This is a genomic window from Rohdeia mirabilis, assembly GCA_007750655.1.
Lineage (GTDB): Bacteria > Planctomycetota > UBA1135 > UBA1135.
In genome coordinates, this window is the sequence record CP036290.1 from 4,428,189 (window position 1) to 4,454,204 (window position 26,016).

General features: G+C 70.4%; 24 protein-coding genes and 1 tRNA gene. 18 read left to right on the forward strand and 7 right to left on the reverse strand.

Going from position 1 to position 26,016, the window contains the following annotated elements:
- Positions 1–6 precede the first annotated feature (6 nt).
- Entirely contained in the window at positions 7–168 is a 162-nt protein-coding gene (locus Pla163_RS16415) for a YqaE/Pmp3 family membrane protein (protein WP_145191051.1), read from the reverse strand.
- A gap of 201 nt (positions 169–369) precedes the next feature.
- Between Pla163_RS16415 and Pla163_RS16420 the strand changes: the two genes are divergently transcribed.
- The 3 genes from Pla163_RS16420 (at position 370) to Pla163_RS16430 (ending at position 5,753) form a co-directional block, all read left to right on the forward strand.
- Positions 370–1,437, forward strand: coding sequence for a peptidylprolyl isomerase (locus Pla163_RS16420; protein ID WP_145191054.1), 1,068 nt, complete (start codon positions 370–372; stop codon positions 1,435–1,437).
- A 522-nt stretch (positions 1,438–1,959) separates the two neighbouring features.
- On the forward strand, positions 1,960–3,528 hold the full coding sequence (locus Pla163_RS16425; protein WP_145191057.1) for a prenyltransferase/squalene oxidase repeat-containing protein: 1,569 nt from the start codon (positions 1,960–1,962) through the stop codon (positions 3,526–3,528).
- A gap of 662 nt (positions 3,529–4,190) precedes the next feature.
- Positions 4,191–5,753, forward strand: coding sequence for a prenyltransferase/squalene oxidase repeat-containing protein (locus Pla163_RS16430; RefSeq protein ID WP_145191060.1), 1,563 nt, complete (start codon positions 4,191–4,193; stop codon positions 5,751–5,753).
- Positions 5,754–5,854: 101 nt separating this feature from the next.
- Here Pla163_RS16430 and Pla163_RS16435 read toward each other — a convergent pair whose 3' ends face one another.
- The 3 genes from Pla163_RS16435 to Pla163_RS16445 form a co-directional block, all read right to left on the reverse strand.
- Positions 5,855–6,196, reverse strand: coding sequence for a DUF1499 domain-containing protein (locus Pla163_RS16435; RefSeq protein ID WP_145191063.1), 342 nt, complete (start codon positions 6,194–6,196; stop codon positions 5,855–5,857).
- Positions 6,197–6,223: 27 nt separating this feature from the next.
- The gene (rpsT, locus tag Pla163_RS16440) at positions 6,224–6,481 is read right to left on the reverse strand and encodes a 30S ribosomal protein S20 (RefSeq protein WP_145191066.1); all 258 of its coding nucleotides are present in this window, start codon (positions 6,479–6,481) and stop codon (positions 6,224–6,226) included.
- Positions 6,482–6,650: 169 nt separating this feature from the next.
- Entirely contained in the window at positions 6,651–8,003 is a 1,353-nt protein-coding gene (locus Pla163_RS16445; protein ID WP_419186049.1) for a tetratricopeptide repeat protein, read from the reverse strand.
- 194 nt (positions 8,004–8,197) lie between these two features.
- On the opposite strand from Pla163_RS16445, the gene def reads away from it, so the two are divergent.
- The 9 genes from def to Pla163_RS16490 all read left to right on the forward strand — a co-directional run bounded on the left by def (position 8,198) and on the right by Pla163_RS16490 (position 15,546).
- Entirely contained in the window at positions 8,198–8,791 is a 594-nt protein-coding gene (def, locus tag Pla163_RS16450) for a peptide deformylase (RefSeq protein ID WP_419186050.1), read from the forward strand.
- A gap of 25 nt (positions 8,792–8,816) precedes the next feature.
- The gene (gene ribF / locus Pla163_RS16455) at positions 8,817–9,782 is read left to right on the forward strand and encodes a riboflavin biosynthesis protein RibF (RefSeq protein ID WP_145191075.1); all 966 of its coding nucleotides are present in this window, start codon (positions 8,817–8,819) and stop codon (positions 9,780–9,782) included.
- A complete protein-coding gene (locus tag Pla163_RS16460; RefSeq protein ID WP_419186051.1) occupies positions 9,779–10,975 on the forward strand; it encodes a DUF2891 family protein in 1,197 nt (398 codons plus the stop codon). Before ribF ends, Pla163_RS16460 begins: the two co-directional genes overlap by 4 nt.
- Positions 10,976–11,057: 82 nt before the next feature.
- Positions 11,058–11,133: transfer RNA gene (locus tag Pla163_RS16465), tRNA-Phe, on the forward strand.
- Between the two features lie 258 nt (positions 11,134–11,391).
- Entirely contained in the window at positions 11,392–11,748 is a 357-nt protein-coding gene (locus Pla163_RS16470; RefSeq protein WP_145191083.1) for a DUF971 domain-containing protein, read from the forward strand.
- A 308-nt stretch (positions 11,749–12,056) separates the two neighbouring features.
- Positions 12,057–13,229 (forward strand): porin, encoded by a 1,173-nt coding sequence (locus tag Pla163_RS16475; protein WP_145191086.1) that lies wholly within the window; start codon positions 12,057–12,059, stop codon positions 13,227–13,229.
- Positions 13,230–13,404: 175 nt separating this feature from the next.
- The gene (locus Pla163_RS16480) at positions 13,405–14,097 is read left to right on the forward strand and encodes an SDR family oxidoreductase (RefSeq protein ID WP_145191089.1); all 693 of its coding nucleotides are present in this window, start codon (positions 13,405–13,407) and stop codon (positions 14,095–14,097) included.
- A gap of 13 nt (positions 14,098–14,110) precedes the next feature.
- Positions 14,111–14,713, forward strand: coding sequence for a hypothetical protein (locus Pla163_RS16485; protein WP_145191092.1), 603 nt, complete (start codon positions 14,111–14,113; stop codon positions 14,711–14,713).
- A 248-nt stretch (positions 14,714–14,961) separates the two neighbouring features.
- On the forward strand, positions 14,962–15,546 hold the full coding sequence (locus tag Pla163_RS16490) for a hypothetical protein (protein ID WP_145191095.1): 585 nt from the start codon (positions 14,962–14,964) through the stop codon (positions 15,544–15,546).
- A 268-nt stretch (positions 15,547–15,814) separates the two neighbouring features.
- Here Pla163_RS16490 and Pla163_RS16495 read toward each other — a convergent pair whose 3' ends face one another.
- Positions 15,815–16,234: a 6-pyruvoyl trahydropterin synthase family protein gene (locus Pla163_RS16495; protein WP_145191100.1), complete on the reverse strand. Its 420-nt coding sequence runs from the start codon at positions 16,232–16,234 to the stop codon at positions 15,815–15,817.
- A 63-nt stretch (positions 16,235–16,297) separates the two neighbouring features.
- Here Pla163_RS16495 and Pla163_RS16500 point away from each other — a divergent pair, with 63 nt between their 5' ends.
- The 3 genes from Pla163_RS16500 to tsaD all read left to right on the forward strand — a co-directional run bounded on the left by Pla163_RS16500 (position 16,298) and on the right by tsaD (position 19,042).
- Positions 16,298–16,513 carry a ferredoxin gene (locus tag Pla163_RS16500; protein ID WP_145191103.1) on the forward strand — a complete coding sequence of 72 codons (216 nt, stop codon included), beginning with the start codon at positions 16,298–16,300 and terminating at the stop codon, positions 16,511–16,513.
- A gap of 160 nt (positions 16,514–16,673) precedes the next feature.
- Positions 16,674–17,990: a S41 family peptidase gene (locus tag Pla163_RS16505; RefSeq protein WP_145191106.1), complete on the forward strand. Its 1,317-nt coding sequence runs from the start codon at positions 16,674–16,676 to the stop codon at positions 17,988–17,990.
- Positions 17,987–19,042, forward strand: a complete 1,056-nt coding sequence (tsaD, locus tag Pla163_RS16510; RefSeq protein ID WP_419186052.1) for a tRNA (adenosine(37)-N6)-threonylcarbamoyltransferase complex transferase subunit TsaD — start codon at positions 17,987–17,989, stop codon at positions 19,040–19,042. The genes Pla163_RS16505 and tsaD overlap by 4 nt, the downstream gene beginning before the upstream one ends.
- 4 nt (positions 19,043–19,046) lie before the next feature.
- Here tsaD and Pla163_RS16515 read toward each other — a convergent pair whose 3' ends face one another.
- Positions 19,047–19,874: a zinc ribbon domain-containing protein gene (locus tag Pla163_RS16515; RefSeq protein ID WP_419186053.1), complete on the reverse strand. Its 828-nt coding sequence runs from the start codon at positions 19,872–19,874 to the stop codon at positions 19,047–19,049.
- Positions 19,875–20,021: 147 nt separating this feature from the next.
- On the opposite strand from Pla163_RS16515, the gene carA reads away from it, so the two are divergent.
- Positions 20,022–21,143 (forward strand): glutamine-hydrolyzing carbamoyl-phosphate synthase small subunit, encoded by a 1,122-nt coding sequence (carA, locus tag Pla163_RS16520; RefSeq protein ID WP_145191112.1) that lies wholly within the window; start codon positions 20,022–20,024, stop codon positions 21,141–21,143.
- A gap of 630 nt (positions 21,144–21,773) precedes the next feature.
- Complete coding sequence (locus Pla163_RS16525) at positions 21,774–23,672, forward strand: CAP domain-containing protein (RefSeq protein WP_145191115.1); 1,899 nt, start codon at positions 21,774–21,776, stop codon at positions 23,670–23,672.
- 64 nt (positions 23,673–23,736) lie between these two features.
- Here Pla163_RS16525 and Pla163_RS19205 read toward each other — a convergent pair whose 3' ends face one another.
- Positions 23,737–24,888, reverse strand: coding sequence for a TPR end-of-group domain-containing protein (locus Pla163_RS19205; RefSeq protein WP_419186054.1), 1,152 nt, complete (start codon positions 24,886–24,888; stop codon positions 23,737–23,739).
- Between the two features lie 112 nt (positions 24,889–25,000).
- On the opposite strand from Pla163_RS19205, the gene Pla163_RS16535 reads away from it, so the two are divergent.
- On the forward strand, positions 25,001–26,014 hold the full coding sequence (locus Pla163_RS16535) for a glycosyltransferase family 9 protein (protein WP_419186055.1): 1,014 nt from the start codon (positions 25,001–25,003) through the stop codon (positions 26,012–26,014).
- The last annotated feature ends 2 nt before the right edge of the window (positions 26,015–26,016 follow it).

Sequence of the window (26,016 nt, forward strand, 5' to 3'; positions counted from 1 at the left end):
ACGGGCTCAGCGCTTGCTCGCGATGATGTAGATCGCGTGCACGAGTCCGGGGACGTAGCCCAGGAGCGTCAACAGGACGTTGATCCAGAAGTGCTTGCCGAGCCCCTCCTGGAGGAACACGCCGAGCGGCGGAATGATGACCGAGAGGATGATGCGGATCAGGTCCATGGAGCGGTGCGAGGCTGGGGTATCGCGGAAGGCGACGACCGGACGTCCACCGCAGGCTTCGCGAACGGCCCGCGCGCGTCGACGCCCCCGCGAACCAACGGACGAGTGACCGTCCGCGCGCCCCCCCCACCATCGAGGCGCAGGAACGAGACCTCGGCGCCGCGCCTTCCCTCCACCGGCCCCGCCGTGAACAATGCGCCGATGCTCTCCGCGCTCCTCCTCGGTCTCGCTCTCCTGGTCCAGGATCCGCAGCAGCCGGACGTCCCCCCCGACGCCGTCTGGTTCCCGGAGGACGCGATCATCCTCACGGTCGACGAGGGCTACGTGACCCTCAGCCAGTTCGAGGATCGCCTGCTCCAGATCGGCCGCAACGTGACGGTGACGACCGAGGAGCAGATGATCGGCCTGCGGCGCGAAGTGATCCGCCAACTGGTCGACGAGCTGGTCGCCCAGAGCGCCGCGCGCACGCTCGAGTACTCGGCCGAGGACCTGGACGTGCGCCTGCGCGACTTCCTGCGCGAGCGGCGCGAAGAGGCCGGCACGGTCGGCTACGGCGACGAACTGCGCCGCAGCGGCCTCGACCCGCTGGGCGAGCTGGCCCGTCAGCGCCGCATGCTGCTCGGCCGCCAGTGGATCGATCGCCAGACCGGCGACGGCGGTTTCGGACGCCAGGTCGTGGACACCTACGTGCGCCCCGGGACCCTGCGGGCGGAGTACCCGCGCTACCGGTCCAGCAGCCGCTCGTCCGAGGTGGTCCTGCGCCAGATCGTGGTCGAAGGCAGCCAAGTGGGCAGCGTGGAGCTCGCTCGCGAGTACCTCGACCAGCTGCGCGAACAGATCCTTTCGGGCGAGGAGGACATGGCCGCCCTCGCCGCCACCGAGAACGCGGACGAGGCCTTGGCCCAGGCCCAGGGCCTGCTGCCCGCGATCCAGGTCCAGGTCGTCACCGATCCGGCGCTGCGCGAGTTCCTGCTCACACAGCCGGAGGGCTCGATCACACCGCCCCAGCCGATCGGTGCGCGCGGCGCCTCGGCCGGCCCGCTGGCCCCCACCATCGGCTGGGCGATCTTCCGGATCGAGCGCCGCATCGACGGACCCGAGCCGCCCCCGTTCGAGACCGTCGAGGCCCAGGAAGCCATCCGGCGCACCCTCGAGCGGGCGAATCGCGAGCTGCGGACCCTGCGGGCCTACGACCGCCAGAGCCGCTACGTCCTGACCTGGAAGCACCCGGCGCTCACGGCCATCCTCGGGCCCGAAGTCGGCCGCTGAGTCGGTCCGCGCCGCCGCGTCCACTCCCGCTCGCGAGGCACTCGGCCCCGGACCTGGCACCACGCGCGCCCGACGCGGCCCAGAGCCCCGTGCGCGTGCCCTTCCGCGGAGGCTGGAAGCCCGGCCCTCGGATCCCCGCGGCCGGGCTGGGACCGTCGATCCGCGTCGATATACTCTGAACCCCCGTCCGTCCGGTCCGTTCGGCGGCACGCCGGGACGCAACTGCGAGCAGCCCGCCGGGTAGGCGAAGCGCCTGCACGAGCGACGCTCCCGCGACTTCCCGGCACCCGACTTCCGAACGCGATCGCGGCTCGAGCGGCCATCCGCCCGCGCCCAACGACCGTCCCACTGGCCCCGACCTTCCGTCGGACCTGGCCTCCCCTCCCCGAACCGCGCTCCTCCGACTTCCGGCCGACGGTTTCCCGCCGACGGTTTCCCGCCGACGGTGGCGCCCCCCCACGGGTCGCACCGCCCCGACCGCGAAGTGCCGAGCGAGCGCTCGAGGATCCCACGACTTCCGTCATGAACGACCAGCAGCAGTACGCGCCCATCGAGAGCCACATGCTCCGCCCCTGGGAGGAGGAGCAGACGTTCAACGACGTCCTCTACGACTGGATGGCGCGCGCGCCCTTCCTGGCGATCGCCTTCGCCATCCACCTGCTGGCCTTCTTCATCCTGTCGGCCATTCCGTGGTCGACGGGCGGCCAGGAGCCGGAGATCGTCATCGAGGCCAACATCGTGCCGCCGCCGGAAGATCCCTTCGAGGAGCCGGAGGAGCCCGAAGAGGTCGAGGAAGTCGAAGAGGTCGTCGAAGAGGTCGTCGAGTTCACCGACGAGATCACCGACGACATCATCGACTCCGAGGACGAGGTCGATCTGGACGCGCCCGAGAGCCCGTTCAACTCCGACCAGTGGAACGACGCGATCGGCCTCGGCGGCGGTGCCGGCGGCGGCGGCGGCAAGATCGGCAAGCGCCGTGGCGGTCGCACCAAGGTCAAGCCGGACATCAACCGGGCCCTCTTGGCCGGACTCGAGTGGTTGAAGGAGCACCAGTCGGCGGACGGCCGCTGGGACTGCGACGGCTTCCCGAACGAGTGCGACCGCGGCGGCGAGCTGTGCGACGGCGAGGGCGAGCCCAACCACGACGTCGGTGTCACCGGCCTCGCGCTGCTCGCCTTCCTCGGCTTCGGCGACTCGATGCGCGAGGGCACCTACCAGCCCCAGATCAAGCAGGGCGTGGCGTGGCTACTGCAGAAGCAGGACCGCGAGACCGGCCTGCTCGGCGAGCCCATCGGCCAGGAATTCCTGTACAGCCACTCGATCGCGGCGCTCGCCCTGTGCGAGGCCTACTACAGCGACAAGGGCAACCCGCTGCTGAAGAAGGCCGCGCAGAAGGCCGTCAACTACATCAGCTCGGCGCGCAACCCGTACCAGGCCTGGCGCTACCGCGTCCCGCCGAACGGCGAGAACGACACGTCGGTCACCGGCTGGATGGTCTTCGCCCTCGCCGCCGCCCGCGACGCCGAACTGGAAGTGTCCTTCGAGGACTTCCGGGGTGCGCTCGCCTGGGTCGACGAGATGACCGACACCGCGACCGGCCGCACGGGCTACACCGAGATGGGCGGCCTGTCCTCCCGACTCGAGCACCTGCAGGACGCGTACCCGAACGAGATGACCGAGGCCATGACGGCCGTCGCCATGCTCTGCCGCATCTTCATCCAGGACATCCTTCCCGACGTCGAGGACCAGACCGCGATCCTCGAGAAGGGCGCCGAAGTCCTGCTCGAGCAGATGCCGGAGTGGAGCGACGACGGCTCCACGAACGACATGTACTACTGGTACTACGGCTCGTACGCGATGTTCCAGATGAAGAGCGTCAAGAAGCGCTTCTGGGACAGCTGGGAGAAAGCGATGGAGAAGGCGATCCTGCCGAACCAGCGCATGGAACCGCCGTGCTTCGAGGGCTCGTGGGATCCGAACGGTCCCTGGGGCCACTCGGGCGGACGGGTCTACTCGACCGCGTCGATGGTGCTGTGCCTGGAAGTGTTCTTCCGCTACGGCAACGTCCTCGGCGCGCGCGAGGACAAGTAGTCCGACGGTGACCGCCGACGTCGTTCGCGACGTCACGACGAGCGGGGCTCGACCGAGACGGTCGAGCCCCGCTCGCGTTGGTGGCGACGTCCGCGCGCGATCGAGGCGGGCGAACCGCACTTCGCTCACGCGCGGCGCGCACGAAGGCTGGTCGAGCCACGCGTGCCTGGTGGCGCGTGGCGTGCATCGCCGAGTGCGCTCCACGCGCGGCCGCTCGCATGCGACGGCTGGTTCGCGAATGAGCGCGCGGTGACTCGTGCGCAGTGACTCCGCGCGGTGACCCACCCGACACTGCCTGCCGGCGCCTCGCCCACGTCGCAACGGGTCGGGACGCGCACATGGCCACGCGAGAAGAGGCGCACGCTGCAGGACACTCGGTGCGCTCGCCCATCGCCGCGATCGACGCGCGCCTCGCTGCGCCGATCGCGAGCGAAGTCCCGGAGTGACGTGCTGCGCACAGGCCGTGCACACGGCTCCGTCGGTGCCAACGGGCTCGAGTCGCCGCGGTTCGTCGCGAGCTGCGACGGGCGAGTGCGCGCGCGCATGACCGACGGAGCATTCGTCGCGTGCTTCGTCCGAGCGTGAACCGCAGCGCGCGCGGCGCCGTTCCACTTCGGCCGCGAGTCATGGACTCGCGTTCCCCTCCAGCCCGAGTGAGAGACATGAACGGATTCGAACCGCACGCGACCTACGCGCCGATCATCAGGACGAGCGACCACGAAGAAGAGTCGTTCGGCGACGCGCTCTACGACTGGATGGGTCGCGCGCCGTTCCTCGCGATCGCGATGGCGGTGCACCTTCTCGCCTTCTTCCTGTTGGCGGCGATCCCGTGGCAGGCAGGACGCAGCGACGAACCGGCCGTGTTCACCGCGGAGATCGTCCCGCCGCCGGCCGACCCGTTCGAGGAACCGGTCGAGCCGCCGCCACAGATCGAGAAGCCGATCATCGACCAAACCGAGGTCGTCATCGTCGACGTGCCGATCACCGACACCGACGACGACTCCGACGACGACACCGAGATCGACTCGCCGCAGAGTCCGTTCACGAACGACAAGTGGAACGAAGCGATCGGACTGGGCGGTGGCGCCGCGTGCGGCGGTGGGAGCCGCGGTGAGGCCGGTGGCACCCCGCCCGGCACCAACACGCGCAACGAACGCGCCGTCATGAGCGGCCTCGAATGGCTGAAGGACCACCAGGCTCCCGACGGCCGCTGGGACTGCGACGGCTTCATGCACGACACGGCGCGCGAAGGCCCGGTCTGCGACGGCGCCGGCGATGCGGCGCACGACGTGGGCGTCACCGGTCTCGCGCTCTTGGCCTTCATGGGCATCGGCGACACGCTGCGCAGCGGCACCTACATGGAGCAGATCCGCACGGGCGTCGCCTACCTGCTGGACGAACAGGACCTCGAGTCCGGCCGCATCGGCGCCGGCGTCGGCCACGCGTTCCTCTACGACCATGCGATCGCAACGCTGGCCTTGTGCGAAGCGCTGCACGGTGATCCGAACCACCCGCTCCTGACCCGTCGGGCACAGAAGGCGGTCAACTACATCAGCGCGGCGCGCAACCCGTACGGCGCGTGGCGCTACGCCGTCCCGCCGAACGGTCAGCAGGACACGTCGGTAACGGGCTGGATGGTGTTCGCTCTGGCCGCCGCGCGCGACGTCGGGCTCGAGGTCGCGGACTCGGACTTCATGGGCGCGCTCGCGTGGATCGACGAGGTGACGGACCCGGCCAACGGTCGCACCGGCTACGAGACGATGGGCGGACTCAGCGCGCGACCCGAGCACCTCTCGGACGCGTACCCGGCGGAGGTCTCCGAGGCGATGACGGCGGTGGCGATGCTCTCGCGCCTGTTCATCGACAAGAGCCTCGGGCGCCGCGACGCCGACGTGGACCTGCTCGAGAAGGGCGCCAGTCTGCTGCTCGAGACGCTGCCCGAGTGGAGCGCCGACGGCTCGACCTGCGACATGTACGCCTGGTACTACGGCTCGTACGCCATGTTCCAGTACGCCGAACTCGACCCGCGCGCGTGGACGGCCTGGCAGAAGGCGATGGAGCGCGCGATCGTGCCGAACCAGCGCACCGAGCCCGTGACCTTCGACGGGTCGTGGGATCCGATCGGTCCGTGGGGCGAGAGCGGCGGCCGTGTGTACTCGACCGCGACGATGGTCCTCTCCCTCGAGGTCTTCTACCGCTACGGGAAGTTGCTCGGCTCGCGTTGAACGACGGATCGCTCGAAGCGGCCCCGAACGCGAAGGAGGCGCGCGATCCGCTGTGGATCGCGCGCCTCCTTCACCTAAGGGCGTTCAGCCCGCGCTCGCGCTCAGACCACGCGGCGGCGGTAGAGCTTCATGAACTCGTTGACGTTCTTCTTGTCGCCACCGAGCAGGCCGCCGTCGCTCTCCGAGACCATCGTGACCGTGGTCGACGGGATCCCGTCGGGGCCTTCGATCTTGATCGTGACCTTCGACTTCGCCGAGAGCGCGCGCGCCTTGCGTTCGCACACGATCAGGCCCTGCTCCTCGTCCTCGCTGAGGATGCTCCAGTCCGGGAGCGCCTCGACGAGCTCCTTGGCCGTGGAGTACATGTCGCCCTTGGGCTGCGGCACCCGCAGGGGCTGCAGCTCGAGCGAACCGTGCGAATCACTGGACTCGAAGCGTCCCATCGTCCTTTGGTCCCTGGGCCCGAAGGCTCAGGCGCCGAGCGCGTTGACGCGCTTCGCGAGACGGCTCTTGTAGCGGGCCGCGGCGTTCGCGTGGATGATGTTCGTCTTCGCGGCCTTGTCGATGCGCTTGGTGGCCAGGGGCAGAAGGGCGGTGCCTTCTTCCTGGGTCGCGGCGCGCAGGACGCGCTTCATCGCGGTCCGCATCGACGTGCGGACGACCTTGTTCTCGAGACGGCGCTTGTCGGCCTGGCGCAGACGCTTGAGGGCTTGCTTGCTGTTCGGCATGGCAGTCGGTCACACCGATCGGACATCACGTCGATCGGTTGGTTCGTTGGGGCGATCCGCTGTGGATCGATGAGGACTGGGATCGAAAGGATTGGAAGTGGAGTCGGTCCGGCGCCGCTCCGCCTCGCGTGGAGGCCGGGCAGCGCCGATGGTGGTGCAGCGGAACCGGTCAGTTGGAGCGCAGGCGCTCCATGCGATCGGCCACGTCGCGGTAGGAGATGTCGACCTCGAACACGCGTCCGAAGCGGCTCCGGGCGGCCTCGAGGTCGCCCTGTTCCTCCGCGAGAAGCCCGAGATTGTACAGGATCTCCTTCCCGCGCTCATCGCTGGCGGGAGTTCCTTCGAGGGCCTGCTCGAACTCCTTGGCCGCCAGGTCCGCGAACCCCTTGGCCTGGAAGCACCGGCCCTTGAGGAACGACACGTCCCCGGCCAGGCGCGCCTCGTGGGGCAGCTTCTGGAGCAGGCCGAGGGCCTCGTCCGCCCCACCGCTCTGGTCGCCGGCCTCGCCGACCAGGCGCCGGGCCAGCTCGAGCACCAGGGTCGAGTCCGTGGGGCGCAGCTCGACGCGGCGTCGGAAGTCGGCCACTTCGTGCTCGCGCAGCTCGCCCTCGAGGCGGTCGGCGGTCTCGCGGTCGCCGTCCTTGTCCGCCCGGGCGATGCGGCGCTTGATCGTCTTGCCGCGGTAGACGCCGATCTTCGAGACGAGCTGGTAGTCGCCCTTCTTGTAGTCCAGGGCCCGTTCCGCCATGTCCAGAGCGGCCTCGGGGTCCCCGAGCTTGTCGTGGACGTCGGCCAGCTGGGTCATCAGCTCGACGTCGCGCGGGTCCTCGGCGAAGCGGGCCTCGAGGCGCTCGCGGTCCTCCTCGAGCTCCTCGCGGGTGAGGTGGCGGCGCCGGGCGCGCTCGAGCTGGCGGGTCTGTTCGGAGTCGGCCACCGCGTCGCGGCTGTGCTCGACCGCATCGAGGTTCGTCGAGGCCAGGGCGGCCTCGGCCGAGAGGTTCTTGCGCGCCTTCAGGGCGTCCTGGTCGCGCGGGTCGATGGCCAGGGCGCGCTCGTAGTACTCGAGCGCGCGCGGCACGTCGCCGGTGGCCTGCATCATCGCGCCGGCGCGCTTGAGCCCCTCGGGGTTCTTCGGCGCCACCTCGGCCAGGAACTCGTAGACGGCCTTCGCCGAGCGCTGGTGACCGGCCTCCTCGAGGCAGATGCCCAGCAGGAGGTTCGCCTCTTCGTCCTTCGGCGACTTGGCGAGGTAGTCCTCGAGCGCCTTCGCGGCGGCCTCGTGCTTGCCGACCTTCACCATGGCCTTGGCCTTCGTGAGCGGAACGGCCCCACCGATCGCGCGGAACAGCTTGCTGCCCTTCTTGGCCTCGAAGCGCGCCAGCGTCGCCTGGCGCAGTCCGCGACGCGCCGCTTCCTGATCCGCGTCCAGGTCGAGCAGTTGGCGGTACAGGTCGATCGCGAAGTCGTAGTTGCGACGCCGCACGGCCTCGTCGGCCTTCTGGAGGTGCTTCGTGAAGTCCAAGGGATCTGGTGCGCGTTCGCCCGACCGTGTTCCCCGTCCGCGCCCGAGTGCGGCGACCCGCGGCGCCCGAGGAAATGGGCGCAGCACCCTACCTGGGGTCCGAGGGGCCGTCAACGCGGCCCGGGCGGCTACTCTGGGCGGCCGCGCGGCGCCCACACGCCGCCCTTCCATCCGCCACCGGCCCTGCCCGCGACGTGACCGAGCTCCACTACGACCTGACGATCTACCCCGACCCCCGCCTGCGGGTCCGCGCCGCCGCGATCACCGCCTTCGACGACGAGCTGGCCTCGATCGTGAAGGCCATGTTCGAGCGGATGTACGCGAGCAACGGCGTCGGACTGGCCGCCCCCCAGGTGGGGCTGAAGATCCGCCTCTTCGTCCTCAACGAGGCGGGCGAGCCGGGCCAGGGCGAGGAGATGGTCTTCGTCAACCCGACCATCACCCAGCGCGTCGGCGCGCCGAACCTGTACGAGGAGGGCTGTCTGTCCTTCCCGCAGATCTACGCCGAGGTCGAGCGCCCCAGCTCGTGCCACGTGACGTGGCAGGACCTCGCGGGCAACGAGCACGAGCGCGACTTCGACGGCTTCCTGAGTCGCATCATTCAGCACGAGTACGACCACCTCGAAGGCGTGCTGCTGGTCGACCGCATGTCGCCCGCCGACAAGGCGCGGCACCGCCACGCGCTCGACGAGTTGGTCGAGGACTACAAGGCGACGCTCGCCCCGGCGAAACCGTCGAAGGGCCCGAGCTGGTTGCCCAAGCGCGCCGGCAGCAAGAAGCGTCGCTGAGCCCCGCGAGCACCGCAGAGCCCACGTGCGCGCCACTTTCCATCGCCACCGCCTCGCGCCCACGGCGCGCGGTTCCGTGGTCAGCGTCGGCGTGTTCGACGGCGTGCACGTCGGTCACCGCGAGATCCTCGCCCGCAACGTCGCGCGCGCGCGCGAGCTCGATCTCGAACCGACCGTCGTCACGTTCCGCCGCCATCCGAAGCGTCTGCTGCTCGGACGCGCGCCGAAGGCCCTGACGTCCCTCGACCACCGCATCGCCCTGTTCCGGCGCGCAGGGATCGAACACGTCGTCGCGCTGAAGTTCGACGAGGAGCTGCGCGCCATGACGGCCGACGCCTTCGCCGAGGAGATCCTGCGCGCGGGCCTCGACGCGCGGCAGTTGGTCCTCGGCTTCGACAGCAAGTTCGCGAAGAACCGCGAAGGCACGCCCCAGTGGTTGCGCGAGCACGGCTGGCCCGTCGAGGTCGTCGACCAGGTGATCGTGGGTCAACGACCGGTCTCGTCGACGGCGATCCGCGAGGCCGTCGAACTCGGCGATCTCGAAGCCGCCGCGGCCATGCTCGGCCGCCCGGTCTCGGTGCTCGGTCGCGTCGTGCACGGACGCGCACTCGGCCGCGAGCTGGGCTTTCCGACCGCGAACCTGAACCTCAGCCACGAACTGCACCCGCCGCCCGGCGTGTACGCCTGTCGCGCGCGCGTCGTCGGAACGGGAGCGGGACCCGACGGTTCGTGGGCCGTGGCGAACATCGGTTCGCGCCCCACCGTCGCGCCCGGCGGCGACGGACTGCCGACGATCGAGATCCACCTGCTCGACTGGTCGGGCGACCTGTACGGCCAGCGCCTCGAGGTGCTCTTCCACGCGCGCCTGCGAGCCGAACGTCGCTTCGAGGGCGTGGACGAACTGGCGCGCCAGATCCGGCGCGACGTCGGCGCCGCGCGCGAAGTGCTCGAGCGCGACGGAATCGGTTCGGGAACCGCTTCGGGATCGTGAGCGAGCGCGAGCCGGACGACGCGGTCGAACACCGCCGCGCTGCGGATCGAGACGCGGCGCGAGCGAGCGGTGGGATTCGACGCCGCCCGCCCGCACTCGGCGTGCGCATCGCGACGGGTGCGGCCCTGCTCGCCGCTGCGCTCCAGTCCTGCGCCTGGCCCGGTCGAGCGGCGACGGACGGGAAGGACGCGCCCGCCTCGGTCCGCGACCGCGTGTGCGAGGACCTCGCGCTCGAACGTCGCATCACGGATCTCGTGCGAGCGGGCATCGAAGTGAAGGAGCCGAACCACGCGGCGTTCGTGACCGGCGGCGCACCAACCGTGTTCGACGGTTCGTACGACTGGCACAGCTGTGTGATCGCGCACTGGACGCTGCTCGTCTCGTCGCGCGTGCGCGGCGACGAAGAGCTGCGCGGGTGGGTCGCGGCGCGCCTGCCGATCGACGTGCTCGAGTACGAGTCGGGCCTGCTCGCGAGCGGTGAGGCGCGCGGACGTCCCACCTGGCCCTACGACGAGGCGTGGTTCTGCCTGCTGCTCGCCGAAGTGGAGCGCGACGACTCGAGCGGTGACGACTCGAGCGGTGACGACGCCGCGGCCCGACTGCGCGAACTGCGGCGCCGGCACGAGTCCCGAGTGTTCGAGGCGCTGGTCGAGCGACCGTTCCCGGACGGGCCGCGGGCCGAGCGCGTGGACCTCGACGGACCGGCCCGACCGGGCGAGTACTGCGGCTTCTACCGCTCGTGGCTGTGGGCCTTCGTCGCGCTCGCCTGGTGCGAACCGGTCGAGCCCGCCCTCGCCGAGCAGCTCGCCGCCCTGTGGTCCGAGAAGGCCGCACCTCACCTCGACCGGATCGCCGCCCTCGAGGACGCCCACCCCTACGACTTCCTGTGGGTCCCCGCTCTGGCCGCCCTGGGCGCCGAGGCCGCGGCGACGCCGGGCGCGCCGAACTTCCGCCTGCTCGCGGCGCCGCCCCTGCCGAACGAGGTGGTCGTGGCGACCGTGCACGTGCTCGGGGTCCAGCTGAGCCGCTTCTGGCCGGTCGCGAACGACCCCGCTCGGCGCTCCGCCTACCTGGCCGCCAGGGACGCACTGGTCGCGCGCGAGGACCTGTGGGCGGAAGGTTTCGACGCCAGTTCGCACTGGTTGCCCCAGTACCTGTTCATCGGCGAGTGGCTGGCGGCCGACCGACCCTGAGAGGAGTGGATGGCGGCCGGACCCCACAACGAGCGCCCGGCAGTTGACGGCCACGAAGCCCGTCGCCACACTCTCCGCCCGCGGTCGGGTAGCTCAGTTGGTAGAGCACCTGATTGAAAATCAGGGGGTCGCCGGTTCAAGTCCGGCTCCGACCACCACCGCGCTGGCGCCTGCGAGAGTCGCGTCGCCGATTTCGACGGGTGCACTGGTCGACGGGTGCGTTGGCCGACGGGTGCACTGGCCGATGGGCGCCACGGGGCCGCGATCGAACGCCGCCCGCCCGGACGCAGGCTGCTCCACGGGAAGCTGGAGCGACGAGAGCGCGCGCGGTCGACCCCCAGGGCCCGTGCCGGTCCGATCGGCACTCCGAAGCGGCGGATTCCGACCCGACCGGGTCACCAGCAGCAGCGACGCCCATGACTGGACCCGACCTCCCGACCTCCGCCGACCGCGCCCGACCGCTGGTCATCACGAAGAGCGACCCGTCGCGGCTCTCGATCGAGTGGGCCGACGGCCATCGGTCGGAGTTCAGCGCCCGACGCCTGCGGGACCTGTGCCCCTGCGCGCGCTGCGTCGACGAGCTGACGGGCCGGCCGATCCACGACCCGACGTCCACGGCGGCGGACATCGAAACCGCCCGGGTGGCCCTCGTGGGGCACTACGCCCTCTCCATCGGCTTCACCGACGGGCACTCGACCGGCATCTACCCCTTCGTGATGCTGCGCGAGCGCGGGTCGGTCGCGGGCTCCGAAGGCGCGGCACCCTCGGCCTGAGCGGCCTTGTTGGCCACAAATGGTCAACAGATCACCTGCAAGGGGATCCCAGGTTCCGCATCGAGATCCGAACGCGGAGCAACCGCCCGACCGGAAACCGTCCTGCCACGGGGACGTCCTGCGGTTGAGGCCAGGACAGCAGGCCTTTGGGGGCAAGTTCCAGGCGACCCTGCCGACGTCTACCCCGAGCCATGGACCTCGCGTCCGGGCTCACCAAGGAGGCGGGGGTAGCCTCTCGACGAGGCTGCCGTTGCCGACTCCCCATCCCGGAGGAATTTCCATCCTCTTCTCTTCGGAGTGCACAACCGATGAATCCCCTTCTCTCTGGAGCCCTCTTCACGGCTCTCAGCCCCCTGGCCCTGGCCGGCGGCACCGAAGCTTCGAGCGACTGGCTCGGGCTCGATGAAGAACTGAACGCCGTGGCCTCGAACGTCAGCCTCCAAGGCGGCGGTGTCGAGCTCGGTGCCCTGTTCCGTGGCGCCTACGTCATGGCCGACGGCACCGACTTCAACGGCTTCGCCGACGGCAACGGCGACGGCAACCCCGACGATCAGCTCGGCATGGTCGTCGACGACGCCGAGCTCTGGTCCCAGGGCACGGTCGGCGACTACTTCTGGCGCATCAGCGTCGACTTCGGCACCCAGTTCTCGCCGTACTTCATCGGCGGACTGATCGGTACCGGCGCCGGCACCTCGGCCTTCGCCAACACGGCGCGGACCGACACGCTCGAGGACGCCTACATCGACTGGCGCTTCTCGGACCAGTTCTCGCTGCGCCTCGGTCACTTCATCCTTCCGACGACCTTCTCGGCCGCCTCGAACCCGGACTCGCTCCTCATGTTGGGCCGTACCACCTCCGGTGAGTACTTCCACAACTACGACCTCGGCGCGATGCTGAGCGGCGACTACGAGCAGTTCCAGTGGCACCTCGCTGCCACGAACGGTTTCGACGGAACCGGTGACGAGCAGCGTCTGTTCGGCCGCGCGATCTACAACCTCGGCGGCGGTCAGAACGCCACCGAAGGTGCGCTCGGCGCGGACGAGAACCTGAACGCCGCCATCGGCGCCACGTTCTGGGACGACGGCACCGTCGACGACAGCGACGTGGTCGCCTTCGACGTCTCGGCCACCGTGGGTCAGATCTCCTTCTCGGGCGAGTTCGTCACCTACGGTGACGCGCACGCCACTGCCGCCGCGGGCACCTTCGCCGGCGCGACCAACCTCGGCTACACCGCCGGAAGTGGTCCGTCCGTTTGGGGCCTCACGGTCAGCTATCTCCTCAACGAGGAGTGGGAGATCGCGGCTCGCATGGAAGACATGGACGACCTGGCCAACACCGAGATCATGTCCTTCGGCCTGAACTACTACCAGCTCGGCCACAACGCCAAGTGGCAGCTCATGCTGATGAGCGTCTCCTCGGACGTCGCCGTCAACGAAGGCTCGGTCATCGCGCTCGGCGTCACCGTCGGCTCGAACGGCTGATCCAGTAGGTCCACACCCTGGGGCCGCGCGCGTCGCGGCCCTGAACGAAAGAGCTCCGTGCGCGTCACGGGGCTCTTTCGCGTTGTGGGGGCCGCGAAACCTCTGCGGCCCCCGTGCTATCCTCCGGCCTTCGCCTCTTCGCGACTCCCAAGCCCCCCCAGCCCCCTCCCTTCCCATGGCTCCCCGCGTCTTCGTGACCGGCGGCGGACGCGGCATCGGCCGCGCCATCGCTCTGCGCTTCGCCCGCGAGGGCTCCAAGGTGGTCGTCGCCGCCCGCACCTCGTCCCAACTCGAGAGCGTCGTCGACGAGATCAATGCGGCGGGAGGTCAGGGGCTCGCGGCCAACATGAACGTGGCCGACCACGGCTCGGTGGAAGCCGCCGTCTGGCGCGCGATCGAGTTCATGGACAACGGCATCGACGTGCTGGTGAACAACGCCGGCGTGTTCAACGTGAAGCCGTTCTCCAAGATGCGGCCCGCCGACTGGGACTTCATCCAGGAGGTCAACCTCAAGGGTCCGTTCCTCGTGTGCCTCGAGGCGCTCGACTACATGGAGGACTCCGAGAAGGCGCACGTCTTCAACATCTCGTCGACGGCCGGCAAGCAGGGCTTCGCCGGAAGCACCGCCTACTGCGCGAGCAAGTACGGCCTGCGCGGCTTCTCCGACGCGCTGCGCCTCGAAGTGGCCGAGGACGACATCCGCGTGACGACGGTCTACCCGCCCGCGGTCGACACGACGATCTTCGACGGTGTCGACGTCGACATCCCGAAGTCCGAGATGCTCAGTCCGGAACGCGTGGCGGACGCCATCTACGACGCGTACATGGATCCGAACTCGCCGGACGATCTCGACGTCGGACCGGCTTGATCGGCCGTCGCCCATGCCGTTCGCACGAGTCTCGGTGATCGCCGTCGCGCTCACCCTGCTGTGCAACTCCTGCATGGCCGATCGACCCGACTGGGACCCGTTCGTCCGCGCCGACGTGGCCGTCTTCGACGACTACGACAGTGACGTCGAGGTCACGGGCTTCTCGTCGGACACGACGTCCACCGACTACGACTCGATCCGCGTCGCCGGCGGAGCCGCGCACTTCGAGGACGGTCGCCCCACGCTCCGGCTCGAGGGCTTCCTGGGTCGCGCGACGTTCGCAGGTCGCACGGGCGTGGACGACAGCGACGTGACGGAACTCGGACTCGGCGGCCGTTGGTTCGTGCCCATCGCGAGCGTCACCGTCCGGCCGTACGTCTCCCTGCACGGCGTCGTCTCGCTGGGCAGTACGGCCGCGGGCGTCGATCCAGGCAACGAAGCCGCGGTCGCGATCGGAACGGGGCTCGAGTTCGAGATCGCCAGCGGCATCGCTCTCGATGCGAGCGTCGACTACGCGCTGCCCTTCGTGGACTCGGACTCCGATCCGGAAGGACTGGAGGTCGGCACGGGCGGGTTGGCGCTGCGCCTCGGCGTCGTGTTCGACGTGTCGTACTGAGGCTCGTCGGGAGCCAGCGCGCGGATCGACCGGCGAGCGTGCGACGACCTGCTCCGACTCGCGGTCGAACCGTCGGGGTGACGTCCGAACCACCGCGCCACCGGACCGCCGCACGCGCCGCTGTCGGATCCAGCGCGGCTTGCGAGGACTCCACCGTCGGGAGTACAAGGTGCGCGCGCGATCCTCGCGCACAGAGCCCTGCGGCCCACCCGTCGCGCCCGAAACCGCTCCCCTCTCCAAGAAGTCCTGTGAAAACGCACCTCGCCTCGCTCGCCGTCCTCGCCACCTCGCTCCTGGCCTCCTGCTCGGGACCCGGAGTCGTGAGCGAACCGTTCGTGCGCGCGGACTTCGCCGTGTTCGACGACTACGAAGGCACGACGTCGAACCCCTCGTCCAGCTTCGATCTGGACTACACGACGCCGCGCCTCGCGTTCGGCGTGATGCGCTACCAGAGCGCTCAACCGAAGGGCCGCGCCGAGTTCCTGATCGGCGCCGCGAAGTTCGAGCCCGATGCCGGCTCCGACATCGACGGCGTCGAACTCGGAGCAGGTGGTCGCGTGTTCTTCGCCACGCGCCGCCCGGGCATCCGTCCGTTCGTGTCGGGCCACGTGATCGCCACCGCCTTCGACGAGCTCGCGTCGGGTGTGAACCTGGGCACGCACCTCGGCCTCGGGTTGGGTCTGGGCGTCGAGTACGACGTGTCGCCGGGAATCGCGGTCGACGCCGGACTCGACTACCAGTTCCCGATCACCGCCGCGCCGACGGGCACCTCGGACGCCGACTTCGAGGTCGAAGGCGTCGCCCTGCGCATCGGCATCGTGATCGCGCTCTAGTGGTGTGATTCGCTCTCTTGGGGCATTTCCATCGTCCCGTACGGGCGCGCTGCCGCGTTGCGCCTCCTCCGAGACTCACAGCGAAGTCGAGTCGTCGGCGCGCCTTGCATCGCATCCCGTACGGAACGCCGAAATGCCTCAACAGAGCGAATCACACCACTAGGCGGTCCATCCGCGCCGGCGCACAGCTGCTCGTGACACAAGAAGCCGGCCGGTCGAATCGAGTTCGACCGGCCGGCTTCTGTCGTGCTACGCGCTCGCTGCGCGCTCAGCCCGTGTGGTCGACCCAGGCGTCGACGGTCTCGAACAGGCGCAGCCGCGCCAGTCGCGCGCCGGGGGCAGCGGCCGCGATCGGATCGGCCAGGCGCTGCCAGAAGACCTCGACCAGGTTCTCGGCCGTGGTCAGCACGCCCACGAGCCAAGGCACGTCCGCGTCCAGGTCGTAGTGGTCCACGGCGTCGAGCACCCGCTCGCGGACCAGCGCGTCGAGCACGGTGAAGTTCATCACCATCCCGCTGTGGCCGTCGACCGGCCCACCGACGGTGACCTCGAGCTCGTAGTTGTGTCCGTGCCGGCGCGCACAGGGCCCGAAGAGGACCCGATTGTCCTCTTCCGACAGCTCCTCCCGGCGCAGGACGTGGGCCGCGCTGAAGCGGTAACGACAGGTGATCGACGTAGCTCGAGACATGCTGGGACTGGAGGGCTGGTGGCGGCTCGCGCGGTAGACTAAGGCGCTCGCAGCCCGCCAGCCATGACCATCAAGCGCGTCCGCATCATCGAGGGGTGCATCTCCTGCAACCTCTGTGAAGACCTCTGTCCCGAGGTGTTCGAAGTCCCCGCCGGGGGCACGTCGATCACCGTCAAGGGCCACGAGAAGCTCCTGAACGGCGACGCCGAGATGGAGGAGAAGATCACCGAGGCCGTCGAGTCCTGCCCGGTCGAGGTCATCGAGGTCGACCAGGAGTAGAGCCCGGTCGGCGGGGTCGAGCGCGGGCGCTGCGGATCGGCGAGATCGGGTCCGCAGCGACGGCGGACGGCGCGGATCGCACGCGAGGCGGCTCGACTCGGGCCTCCCCGGACGCCCCCGTCGAGGAGGCCTGCTCGCTCCCGCGCGCTACAGTCGCCCCATGAACGAGCGCACTCTGTCAGGCCTGCGCGCCGGCCTCCTCGTCTCGATCGGCGTCCTGCTCGCACTCGTCGCCGGCCAGTTCCGCGAGCGCTTCCTCCGCAACGACCGCGAACGCCTCCAGGATGCGCTCGAACGCGTGTGCGACCTCGTCGACGAGCGCTACGTCTATCCGATCGATCGCCAGCTGGTCGTCGAGAACGCCATCGCGGGGATCTTCTCGAACCTCGACCAGCACTCGCGCTACTTCCGCGCCCAGGCCAGCGAGAAGGTCGTGCGCGAGACCCGCGGCACCCAACGCGGTATCGGTGCGATCTACGCTCCGGGCGCCAGTGACCTCGAGGTGCTGTTCTGCCTGCCCGACTCGCCCTCCGAACGAGCCGGCCTACGACCGGGGGATCGCATCGTCGAACTGGACGGACGCCCCGTCGAGGACGTCGACGCTTCGGAACGCGTGCACCTGCTCGAGAACGAACGCGACGACGCGGTCCTGCTCACGGTCGTCGGCCCGAACGGACCGCCCCGCACGGTGCGCGTCGTGCCCGAGGAGGTGGACGACCCGTCGGTGCGGCACGTGCAGATCCTCGACGCCGAACACGGCATCGGCTACCTGGCGCTGACGTCGTTCTCGCGCCGCACGCCGGCCGAGTTCGACACGGCGGTCGCCGCGCTGCAGAACGCCGGCGCGAAGGCTCTGGTGGTGGACCTGCGCATGAACCCCGGCGGCGTGCTGCGCTCGGCGGTGCGCGTCGCCAACCGCTTCATCGGCGAAGGCACGATCGTGATCTCCGAGTCGCGACGCGGCGAAGAACTGTGGAAGGCCGAGGCGGGCGAGGACTGGTACGCGGAGCTGCCGCTCGTCGTGCTCGTCGATCGCGACTCGGCCAGTGCGAGCGAAGTGCTCGCCGGAGCGCTGCAGGACCACCGCTGCGGTGTGCTGGTCGGCGAGCGCACCTACGGCAAGGGCTGCGTCCAGACGTTGACACCGCTCGAAACGTTGGGACTCGACGGCATCGTCAAGCTGACCACGTCGGTCTATCGCACGCCTTCCGGTCGCCTCATCGAACGCACGCTGCCCGGCGCCTGGGCCCCCGGGCTCGCGCCGGATCTCGAGGTGACGATCGACGACGAGTTACGACCGGCGCTCAGCGACTTCCTCGCGAGCGACTCGCCGCCGCTCGACCACCGCGCCGAGATCCAGCGCTGGCAGGTCGACCAACCGGACCGCGAACTCCTGCCGAGCCTGCCTCCCGACGCCCAACTCGAAGCCGCGCTCGAACTCCTGCGCGGCGAACGCCCCGGCCCCTACCGCTCGTGACGAACTGCGACCGATCCATCGGCGACTTCCCGAGCGACGGTCTCGTCCTCGGCATCGAGAGCTCGTGCGACGAGACCGCCGCCGCCCTCGTGCGCGGCGGCAAGCAGATCCTGGCGTCGATCGTGCACAGCCAGGCGCCCGAGCACGCCCAGTGGGGCGGCGTCGTACCCGAGGTCGCCGGCCGCTCGCACCTGCGCTCGATCGTGAGCGTGGTGGACGAAGCGCTCGCCGCGGCCCAGCTGCGCCTCGACGATGTCGACGGCATCGCGGTCACGAACAAGCCCGGCCTGATCGGTTCGTTGCTCGTCGGACTCTCGGCGGCCAAGGCCCTGGCCTGGCAGCGCGACCTGCCGCTCGTGGGCGTCGACCACATCGAGGCCCACGCCTACGCGGCCACGATGGAGTATGAGGCGACCGACTACCCGTGCCTCGCGCTGGTGGTGTCGGGCGGTCACACGTCGCTCTACCGCTGCGAGTCCCCGACGCGGATGACGGTCCTGGCGGCGACCTTGGACGACGCCGCGGGCGAAGCGTTCGACAAGGTTTCGCACCTGCTCGGCGCCGGCTATCCGGGCGGTCCGGCGGTGTCGGAGCTCGCGCTCGAGGGCCGCGCCGACGCGATCGCGTTCCCGCGCTATCGAGCGAAAGCCGACCGCCCGTCGTTCTCGTTCAGCGGCTTGAAAACGGCCGTGCTCTACCACCTGCGCGGCAACGACGCTCTCGCGCCGACGCCTGCCGCCGCCGACATCGCGGACCGCGCCGACGTGGCCGCGAGCTTCCAGGAAGCGGTCGTCGACGCGCTCGTGCGGCCGACGCTCGAGACCGCCGAGCGCGAAGGATTGTCGACGGTGCTCGTGGTCGGCGGCGTGGCCTGCAATCGCCGCCTGCGCGAACGGATGACGGCCGCTGCCGCTGAACGCGGCCTCGAGGCGCGCTTCCCGAGCCCCGCCTACTGCACCGACAACGCGGCGATGATCGCGGGCCTCGGCTTCGAGCACCTGCGCGCGGGTCGGCGCGACGGGGCGGAGCTGGACGCGAGTCCGCGCTCCTGACCGCTCACCCTTCGCCCCGCTTGCTCACCAGACCGAACGCGGTCGAGATGCCGAGAAACGCGAAGAGGAGGTCGATCGCGCTGAAGGAGTCCTTGAAGAACTCGAAGGACATGGCCGGGAAGAACGCGGCTTCGAACGCGTGCCACTCCTCGAGCGTCGGCGACTCGTCGGCGAAGAACTCGAGGCGCGGAGCGACGAACTCGTTGAAGTCGGCCACCTCCGCCACGGCCACCGGCGGCGTGGAGTAGGCGCGCTCGATCATGAACGCCTTGACCGCTCCCGAGTCGCCGCGATCGACGTCGCGCCACAGCTCGGCGTCCGCCTGGTACTCCGTGTGGAGATCGGGCGTCAGTTCCGACTCGATGTACTCGTCGCGCGCGTCCGAGAGGATCCACGACGCGCTCAGCCAACGGCCCCCGAAGATCGAGACCAGGGCGATCAGGCCGCAGACGATGCCGGCCGATCGACCCGCCGCTCCCATGAAGACGGCAGCTCCGCCGACCAGCGCTCCCACACCCCAGGCCACGTAGCCGATCTCGTACTCGGTGGCGAGGACGATGCCCGCCCAGACGAGCGCTCCGATGATGCCGCCGGCCAGGGCCCCGCCGATCGCCGCCGGAGGCAGCGCGTTCTGTGCGGCATGCGCGGACGCCGCGATCGGCATGTCGGCCGGACCGGACGCCGGCGCCTCGACGGCGTGCGCCACGCCGTCGCTCGCGGGCAGTTCGATCGGCGCCGAACACGCCGGGCACTTCACGCGCCGTCCAGCCTTCTCGAGAGGCGCCCTGAAACTCGCGTCACAGGCTTCGCACGTCACGTTCATCGTTTCCATCGAGCGTCTCTCCTTCCCGGGTCGGGGGGGTGTGGGGGTCGTGGGCAATGCTGGACGGTAGCCGATCGGCCGCCGGCTCCGCCAACGACCAGGTTCCCGGGCCGTCCAGGAGATCCTGCGGCCGCGCGCCGCTACCATCTGCCCTCGATGGCGACCCAGCGACCGGCCTACCTGGCCACCGAGACCGGACTCTTCCTCGCAGGCCGCAGCGTCGGTGCTCCCGGCGAACGCGGCGGAGACCTGGTGTTCAACACCGCGATGAGCGGGTACCACGAGGTGCTGACGGATCCGTCCTATGCGGGACAGGTGGTCACGATGACCTACCCGTTGATCGGCAACTACGGCGTGGCCGAGGAGGACGCCGAGAGCGCGCGCGCCTGGCCCGAGGCCTTCGTCGTACGCGAGATGGCCGCGCGGCACTCGAACCAGCGCGCCGACTCGAGCCTGCCCGACTGGCTCGCGAAGCACGGCGTCGTCGCGATCGACGGCGTGGACACGCGCCAAATCACGAAGCACGTGCGCGAGCACGGTTCGGTGCGCTGCATCGTCTCGACCGAGACCAGCGATCCGAAGGAGCTCGTCGCGCGCGCCGCGAAGGTCGCAGCGACCGACGGGCGCGACCTGGCCAGCGAGGTCAGCACCCAGGAGGCCTACACCTGGACGGACGGCTACGACGCCAGCTATCCGGCGCTGGAGGAAGCCGCGCGCGGTCCGCGCCGCCGCCTCGTCGCCTACGACTTCGGCATCAAGCGCAACATCCTGCGCAGCCTCGTGCACACGGGCTTCGACGTCACCGTGGTTCCGGCCTGGACGCCGGCCGCCGACGTGCTCGCGCTCGAACCGGACGGCGTGTTCCTCTCGAACGGTCCCGGCGATCCGGCCGCGGTCACGCGCTCGATCGACGCGGTCGCCGACCTGGTCGGCAAGCGTCCGATCTTCGGCATCTGCCTCGGCCACCAGATCCTGTCGATCGTGCTCGGCGCGAAGACCCAGAAGATGCCGTTCGGCCACCACGGATCGAACCACCCGGTGCGCGACCTCGCGACCGGACGGGTCGAGATCACGGCCCAGAACCACTCGTTCGCGGTCGACGCTTCCGCGCTGCCGAGCGGCGTCGAGCTGACCCACGTGAACCTGAACGACGGCACGGTCGAAGGGGTCCACCACATCGGACTCGGCGTCTCGAGCGTCCAGTACCACCCGGAAGCCGCGCCCGGTCCGCTGGACGCGGCGCACCTGTTCCGACGCTTCGCCGAGCGGCTCGGCTAGGACCGGCCCGGGGCCCGATCGGCGGTCCGGCGGGCCACGAAGATCGAGCCGCACGATGCGGGGGGCTTGCCGTGGCGTTGAGCTGCAACTGGAACCAGACTCACTTCAAACGGCCTCCTAGTTCGCCACAACGACCCACTTGGCGTTTTCTCACTGGTTGGTCGATCGGACCCGATCCAGCGGCGCGGCCTTGCTCGAACGGACCTCTGGACGGATGCTCCGAGTCCGGGGGAAGGCCAGGACGAGTCGCCGCGACATGCGGAGGTTCTTGGCTCCGATCCAGGGGGTGAACGGTCGGTCGAGCGGCATGGTTGGGAACACCATGGGGAACGCCGCCTTCGGACCACGCTCCCGCCACGGATCGCGTCAGGGGGTTGCCTTCGCGAGAGGCGGCACGCCCTCCTTCCACCGGCCAGCGGGCCCTGCCCGTCGCACCCAGGGGGTGCGGCGGCGGGGTTCGCGACGTTCTGGGGCGGCCGTGCGCCGGGACCCGCGTCGCGTGCCGCACGGACCCCGCGACACGGGCCGTTCCCCATTCGATCGGGCCGACTCGCAGCCTCCTCTCCCACTGGGGCGATAACCGGGGCCGCCCCGCGTGCTACAGGAGGTGCCCCACCCCCGTCCGCACCCATGTTCCGAACCACCCTCCAACGGGTCGGCCGCAGCGCGCGCGCCGTCCTGCTCGCCACCCTCGTGCCCGGCGCCGTGCTCGGCCAGTCCCTGCTCGCCGGGAGCGCCGCCCCCTGCGCGTTCGATCCGGCCGCGCCGATCTTCCAGGACGGCGACGAGGACGAGGAGTTCGACGAGGACGAGTACGACGACAGCGACGAGGACGAGGACGACCTCGCCGCGAGGTTCCCCGGCACGCCGGCCGAACGCCTGTCGCGCGCCTACGAGGAACTGTTCGAGCTGCTCGGCAGCCGCGGCTTCGAGGTGAAGCCGCGCGCCGGTCAGGTCACGGCGGATCTGCTCGAGGCCCATCACGGGCCCGCGATCCCGCTGGTGCTGCGCGAGAAGGGTGGCTTGCTCGACGCGCGACTCGTGGCCGAGCGCGAACGGGTGCGCAGTCTTCTGCCGTGCGCGACCGACGGTGTGCGGCGTTCGACCATCTTCGAGGAGGAGGACGCGCTCGACTCGCTGCGCCGCGACGCGCTGGCTCTGATCGAGATCTACGAGAAGAACCGCCAGAAGGAGGTCGACGTGAACCGCGCCGGCGTCGAGAAGGCGTACGAGCGCTACTCCGGCCTGGTCGAGCACGAGTTCGACTTCGCGAAGAGCGCGGAGTTCGACGCCGAGACTGCCTGGGACACCTTGGTCTTCCTGCGCCGCGGCGAAGAGCTGCTGGACCTCGTCGACGCCTGCCTCGACGACCGCGGCGAAGTCGCGGTCGATCGCACCGAGTCCGACGAGGACACGAGCCCCACCGCCGCTCTGTACGCCGAGCGCGGCACGTACTTCACCGGCGCTCCGGCCGGCCTGGAGGACTTCGCCTACCTGCTGCTCCTTCACGCGGCCGACCAACCCGTCGAGGTGCTCGCGCGCACGGACCTGTTGACGCGCCGCATCGACGTGGAACCGACGCGTTTCGAGCGCTGGTTGCTGCGCGAGCTGCGCGCGCGCGCGGTGACGCGCTTCAACGAACGCGCGGTGCACTCGGGCACCGACAACGACGCCGCGTTCACGCCGATCATCAACGCCTACCGCCGCGGACTCGGACTCGAACTCCTGACCATCGACGAGCGACTGCTGCTCGCGTCGCGCCAGCACAGCCAGCACCAGGTGGACAACGACTACTTCTCGCACGACAGCCCCGATCCGCGCAAAGCGACGCCGTGGGACCGTGCGGCGCTCGAGCACTTCACCGGGAACGTGGCCGAGAACCTGGCGACCGGCCGCGGCGGCTATACGGCGAAGAGCGTGTTCGAAGCCTGGTACCGCTCGCCCGGACACCACCGCAACATGGTCGGTCCGCGCCACCGGCATCTGGGCGCGGCGACCGACACGGGCCAATCCATGTGGACGCTGCTGCTCGGCGGAGGCGACCCGACCTGGCGCGACTGGCACCCCGACGTGGCGCCGGCGCGACGCAGGGAGAATGCGAAGACGCTCGATCGTTCGGCCAAGGCGCTGGCCAGCGGCAAGCTCAAGGACAAGGCCTGGAGGAACGACGTGCAGCCGTTGCTCACCGACTTCGTCGACGTGTTGTTCGGCCCGACGTTCGTCGAGTGCTCCGAACCGGACGACGGTGCCTGGAAGGACTCGATCGACGCCTTCGACCGACTGCTCACGGCCAAGCTGGACCTCCTGGCCCTCGAAGAGACCGCGGTGATGCACGTGATCGACCACGCGGCCGACAGCGAGGACACTGGGCTGCGTCGCGCAGCCGACGCGTTCCTGCGCACGCACGTCCCGGGGCTCGTGCCCGAACTCGATGCGATCGACGCGAGGGAAGGCGACTGGGAGGCGGTGCGCGTCGCCTGGGAGGACCGCGTGCGCGTGCAGTTCCAAGCGGCGCGCTCGTCGAGCTGAACACGTCCTTGCTGGGGCCGAGCGACGCTGCGAGGCAGGTCCCGGCCGCGAGCTCGCTCGCGACTCAGTTCGTCGCCGCGACGCCCCGCACCGCCCGGACCAGTTCGGGCACGACGGCCTCGCGATCGGTCCAGGTCGGCCACGCCGACAACCGTTCGAGCCGCGCGTCCACGTCCAACTGCTCGAGCAGTCCGAGCGCCGTCGCGCCGTAGCTCGCGCGCGTCTCGTCCGTGTCGACGAGAAACGTCGGCTCGGCCGTCCACACGAGGCGCGCGACGAGCAGGATCGGACCCGAACGGGCGGCGAAGGCGCGGCGCAACAGAGGGTCGAACAGGGGCGCTTCGACGACGACCACGCCGTCGAACAGGGTGTGGTGACGCAGCGCCATGTGAGCCGCCACGATGCCGCCCTGCCCTTCGCCGGCGAGGACGAGCGGCAGGTCGCGCCAGCCGTTCTCGTCCACGACGCGGCGCACGAGGTCGACCGTCGGATCCTCGTAGCGCGCCGGCGCTTCGAAGTAGGCCGCCGCCTCGCCGAACCAGGCCAGACCGTCGTCCTCGTTCGCGCCAACCGCCAAGGATCCCGGCGCGACGACGAGCGCGAACCCGAGCTCCGCCGCCACGTCGGGCCACGGACCGACGCGCGCCGACTTGGCCGTGTGCCCGACGTCGAGCAGCACGACCAGCACGCCGCGCGGATCGGCCCCCGTGGGCGTCAGCGCGAGCAGCGGTGCGCTGGTGCGGCGCTCGACGTTCGCCAGGGTTCCGGCCATGCGCGCGAGGAACGCGTCGAAGCGCCAGTCGCTGCGCAGCGCCGCGAGATCCGGATCGGTCTGCGCCAGCGCGAAGTTGCCGTCGCCCAGTCCGAAGCCCCAGTCCGCCGCGCGCCCCAGCCACGTGAACGCCACGTCCTCGGCGCCGGCGAGCGAGTGGGCACAGGCCAGGTTGTAGGCCACGGTCGCGTTCTGGGGCCACAGCTCGAGCGCACGCTCGAACGCCCCGATCGCGGTCTCGAGCCGCCCTTCGTCGAGGGCCGCGAGCCCCAACTCGAACGCGCGCGGATAGTCGAGGCGAGCGAAGGACTCGGACGCTGCCGACGGCTCGGCCGCTGCTCCGGCGGATCGCGGCGCGCCGTCGTGGGGCGCCGTGGTTCCGCAGGCCACGAGCGGTAGGAGAAGGGCGAGAGCGCAGAGCTGTCGGAGCGCGGCGTGCGTCATGGACTCGATCGGGCGGCGTCGGGGCGCGGTGGGCGCGAGGGCGGAACAGCTGCGGGCGCGAGCGGGGCCCGCAGCGGTCGTGGTACCCGCCAAGCGCTACCGTGTCGACCTCGTGTCCTCCCGATCCGACTCAGCGGGCCTCCCCGCACGCGTCCTGGTGGTGCGCCTGGGCGCCATCGGCGACGTGGTGAACGCTCTGGTGTTCGCCACGGCGCTGAAGCGCGCGCGCCCGGACACGCACGTCGGTTGGGCGATCCACGATCTCGCCCTGCCGCTCGTGGAGGGCCACCCGAGCGTCGATCGCGTGCATCTGTGGCGCCGCGGCTCGGGCGGTGCCGGACGCCGCGCGGTGACGCGGGAGCTGCGCGCCGAGCGCTACGACCTGGCGGTCGACCTGCAACGCATCGCGAAGTCGGCGCTGCTGGCGCGCGCGTCCGGGGCACCGCGCGTGCTCGGCTACGACCGCCGGCGCGCGAAGGAGTTCTCGTGGCTGCTCGCGACGGAACGCATCGCGCCCGGGCCGCCGCACGAGCACATGGTCGATCAGTACCTCGCGTTCGCGCGGCATCTCGGATGCGACGGTCCGGCCGAGCATCTGCTGCCCGTCGACGCGGAAGCGGACGCCTGGGCCGCGGCGCTCGTGGACGAACTCGGCGCGGCGCCCGTGCTGATCAATCCGGGCGCCAGCAAACCACGGAACCGCTGGTCGCCCGAGTGCTTCGGCGCGCTCGCGAAGCGCCTCGTCGAGGACGGCGCGGCGCCCGTCGTCGCGATCGGCGGCCCCGGTGATCGCGAGCTGGCGACGGCGCTCCTCGCGGCGGCCGGCCCCGGCGTGCGCGACCTGGTCGGAGCGACGACACTGCCACGGTTGATCGCGCTCGAGCGCCGCGCGCGACTCGTCGTCACCGGCGACACGGGGCCGATGCACCTGGCCGTGGCCGTCGGTACGCCGACGCTCGCGCTCTTCGGGCCGGCCGATCCGCGGCGCACGGGGCCCTACGGCTCCACCGAACGGACGGATTCGCGCCACACCGTGCTGCGTGCGACGGAAGGCCGGATGGACGCGCTCGCGGTCGAGACCGTGCACGCCGCCGCGCGGGCGAAGCTCGCGAACGAGCGCGCGTAGCC